General features: G+C 51.6%; 1 protein-coding gene. It reads right to left on the bottom strand.

What is annotated here, in order from left to right; translation table 11 throughout:
* On the bottom strand, positions 1 to 4,482 hold a 4,482-nt coding region (locus tag C3B51_RS23420; protein ID WP_130246566.1), incomplete at both ends, for a non-ribosomal peptide synthetase.

The raw sequence follows: 4,482 nt of genomic DNA, 5'->3' as shown, positions 1-4,482 counted from the left end.
CACCGCCAACAAAGAGTGCCCCCCAAGGGCAAAGAAATCGGCCTCATTACTGAGCTGCGGCTCAGGTATATTCAGCATCTCACTCCAGATACCGACCAGCGTTTTCTCAAGCGGCGTGACCGGTGCTACACAGGCGCTTTCATCGAGCTGCATCTCTGGGGTAGGTAAAGCTCGCTTATCCAGTTTGCCATTGTGAGTCAGTGGCAGCGCTGGTAATAGCATGATCACCGAGGGGATCATGTAAGCGGGCAGGCTGTCACTGAGCGCCGCCTTGATTTTAGTCACCAATTCAGCGCTTTGCGCAGTGTCCTCTGCAACCACATAGGCTACCAGAGCAGCATCCGCTTTGCCGACATTGCTCACCTGCACCACTGCCTGCTGTACCCAGGGAAGTGCTAACAGGTGGGTCTCTATTTCGCTTAGCTCAACGCGATAACCACGCAGCTGGATCTGCTCATCATTGCGAGACAAATATTCAATCTCCGAGAGGTGATTGAAACGCGCAATGTCTCCACTTTTATATAGCACCTGATGGGGCAACTCAGGGTTAAGCGATGCAACAAACGCCGCCTGAGTCTGTCCAGGGTCAAGGTACCCCGCAGCTAAACCGGCACCAGCCAGATATAACTCGCCACTTGTGCCGTGTGGCACGAGCTGATGGTAGTCATCCAAAATATAGGCTGCACAATTGGCTATCGGTGCACCGATCGGAACCGCGATTGGATCCTGTACACTATCCACCCGCTTGCTTGTTACCACATGAGTTTCCGTGGGCCCATAATGATTCCACAGTTGTAGGTGATTACAGCGATGAAGCAATTGACGTATCTCATCGCTAAGATACAGTGCCTCTCCCGCAACAATGACTTGCTGCAGATCCGCCAAAGTGTGCCCCTGGGAGTGAGCTGTCTCGCTCAGTAACTGCAATACCGCTGGCGGCATGAAAGCGCGCTCGATACGCAGTTGCTCTAACAAGTTTGCCAGTTGCGGCAAATCATCTTTCTGACTTTGCGTAATACTCACCAGGGCACTGCCAGTTTGCCATGCACACGCCAGTTCCTGTAAGGAAACATCGAATGTCATGGGCGTAAATAGCAAAGTGCGTTTCGCCCCATCAATCCCCTGTGATTGCATATCCAGAGCCAGGTTCACCAATGTGCGATGTGTCTGCATTACTCCTTTGGGCACCCCACTGGTACCCGAGGTAAATAAGATATAGGCTAAGTCTGACAGTCCGACCGGCAGAGTCAGGTCGCTCGGTGTTTGTTGCGCAACCTCACTGTCTAGTATATCTGCTGTGATCACCCAGTGCTCACAAGGCAGAGCCAGACTCTCAGCCAGGGGTTCGGAGATGACGCAACGTATATCCGCAGCCTCAATAATGTAGTCAAGTCGTGCAGCTGGCCAGCTCAGATCAATGGGGACATAAACCGCCCCCAATTTCATGATAGCCACGAGCAATTGCAGGTTGATGGCCGAACGCGTTGCTGTAAGAGCAACCCGGCAGCCCGGTTCAATTCCCATGCCGGACAGGTATCTGGCCAGCTGATTGGTCAGTGTATTAAATTGTTGATAATTCCATTGCTGCTGCGCTGTGATTAGGCACGGCGCAGCAGGTGTCGCCTGTGCCTGACGAAGCAGTAACGCGGGCAAGCTAAGCTGCTGCGATAGCTCATGCTTCGCCCCCTGTGACGCTTGGAGCAGCGACTCTTTGGTTTGCGCATCCAGCAACGATATTTGGCCCATAGGGAGGTCAGGCTGATGGACAACCTGCTCAACGAGCTTGCCAAATTGTTCAGCCATGCGCACCACTGTCTCATGATTAAAAATGCTGGTGTCGTAATTCCATTGCATGGCCATGCCATCCGCGCCCTGTTCAGCGCTGATATCAAGGTCAAACTTGGCGGTATTTGCTAACCCTTCCAGAGCTTCAAACGTCACGTCTTGCATCGCCATTTCATCCGTGCCGTCATCACTGGTATCCATTGAGAACATGATCTGAAACACTGGCGTATGTTGCTTACTCCGGGTTATTTGACAATGCTCTACCAGGTAATCGAATGGCACATCCTGATGTTGTTGTGCCGCCAGATTCACTTCTGTGACATGCCGCAACAAAGCACTAAAGGTGTCATGCTTTGCATTGACCCGTAACACCAGAGTGTTGACAAAAAAGCCTATCAGCGGCTCTAACTGGCTTGACTGACGATTGGCGACCGGCGTGGCAATCACAACATCAGAGTTATTAGACAGCTTAGCTATCAGGGTTGCTAAGACACTGTGCAATACCATGAATAAGGTCGAGCGACTACGCAGCGCCAACTGTTGCAATCCCTCAACTTGCTGCTGTGTCAGATGCGATATACACGCGCTGCCATGAAGCCCTTTCTCCTGAGGCCTGGGGTGGTCCAAAGGAATTGAATGGGTTGCTGGCAACCCGTCTAATTGCGACTGCCAGAAAGCCAGCTGCTGGTCCAAGCGCTCTGCACTTATCCATGTTCGTTGCCAGCTTGCATAATCCGGATACTGAATTGCCAATGGGCTTAGCGGATCGGGCGTATCATGACACACAGACTGATATTGAATAAGGAATTCTCTGGACAGATTACCCAAAGACCAGCCATCAGAGACTATGTGATGCATATTTAATACGAAAATGCCGCTCTGGTGAGGCAAAGAAAGATAGCTGGCGCGCATCAATAAGTCGGCCTGCAAATCAAAAACTCGCAAAGCATCCTGGTGCAGGAACTGGTTGATTTCTTGCTCCGGGTTGTGTGTCTCAGTGAGATCCACTATGGTCACACTCAGCCTGCGCTGTGGATGAACTAACTGTGCGGGTCCCTGCTCAGTATCAATAAAATTAGTTCTTAACGACTCATGTCTGGCAATGATCCGATTAAGCGCGGTTTGCGCACTTTGCACACAAAAGGCCCCGTGAACACGAAATGCCATCGGCATATTGTACTGCGCACTACCGCCATCCATTTTATCGATAAACCACAATCTTTGCTGGGCAAAAGAGACAGGGTAATGTGCCCGGTCACGCGCGATTGGTTTAATTTCGGATTGCTCTGCCGAATCCGGGCTAAGGCGTTCTATATATGCGCTCAATGAGCTGATAGTCGGGTACTCAAAGACAGACTTAATAGCCACATCCAGAGCCATTTTTTCACGGATTTGCGCCACCATGCGAACCACCAATAAAGAGTGGCCACCCAGTTCAAAAAAACTCTCCTGAGTGCCGAACTCATTGCCAGATGCAGGCAAAATATGTTGCCAGATTTCTAGCAATTGCTGCTCTGTCGACGTTTTCGGCGCTACGACGGCTTGCACGCTCGGCGCTTGTTGGGCCACAGGGAGGCGCTGCTTGTCTATCTTGCCATTGTGATTAAGTGGCCACTGAGGTACCGCCAGGATAGTAGCAGGCACCATATAGTCAGGTAGACTCTGAAGCAGTTGCTGCTTTATCCAGTCAGCATCGCAGCTCGACGCATCGTGCGTTGGCTGGAAGTAGCCAACCAAACACTTGTGCCCATCTTGCTGTTGCACCATGACAAAAGCTTCCTGCACGCCATCTAATTCAGCAATGCGATGCGCCACTTCTTGCACCTCGATCCGATAACCACGGATCTTTACTTGATCATCCACACGCCCCAGATAGCGCAATGCATGCGCTTTATCATAGGCCACCAGATCACCAGTGCGGTACATGCGTGTACCGGCATTAAACGGATCGGGTAAAAATCGTTGCTGTGTTTCCTCAGGCCGATTCAGATACCCCCTTGCCAGCGCTGCGCCACCAATGTAAAGCTCACCGACACATCCTGACGGTACCAGCTGTTGATCCGCGTCGAGCACATACAAACGACGCGGACCAAAAACAGTGCCTATTCTCGGCTCGCTCGTATCTTGCAATTCCAGTTCCTGCACCGTCGCGGTGACCACCGCTTCAGTGGGGCCATAACCATTGATCAATTTACAATGAGGCAAACCCAGCTCAAACCAGCGCTGTAACGTTTGTGCTGACACAGCCTCTCCCCCTATCACGACCAGGCGCAGCGTACTGGTCTGCCACTGAGCGGTATATTCCGGCAACAGACACTCAGCCAGATAAGCTGGGGGCAAATCGGTGATGGTGACGCCAAAACGCACCACACTGGCAAAAAAATCGTCCACAGACAGCAGTCGCTCACTCAGTATCACCGTGCCTCCGCTGATAAGCGCTGCCCATGTCTGCTCAATAAAAGTATCAAAAGCAAAGGACGTCAATTGCAAGATATTATCACTGGGGTTAAAGCCAAAATACTGTGTTACACAGTGAATATGCGCCGCCACGGCATGGTGCTCCACCATCACCCCTTTTGGTGTCCCCGTGGAACCCGAGGTGTAAATCACATACGCCAGATCCTCAGGCTCTACTGTGATATCCAATCTCGTGTCGCTATACTCGCGCAGGCACGTCTGGGTCTTTGCCTCATCCAG

The sequence above is a fragment of the Pseudoalteromonas rubra genome (assembly GCF_004212645.1).
Classification (GTDB): Bacteria; Pseudomonadota; Gammaproteobacteria; order Enterobacterales; family Alteromonadaceae; genus Pseudoalteromonas; species Pseudoalteromonas rubra_G.
This window is presented reverse-complemented; position numbering and strand designations above follow the sequence as displayed.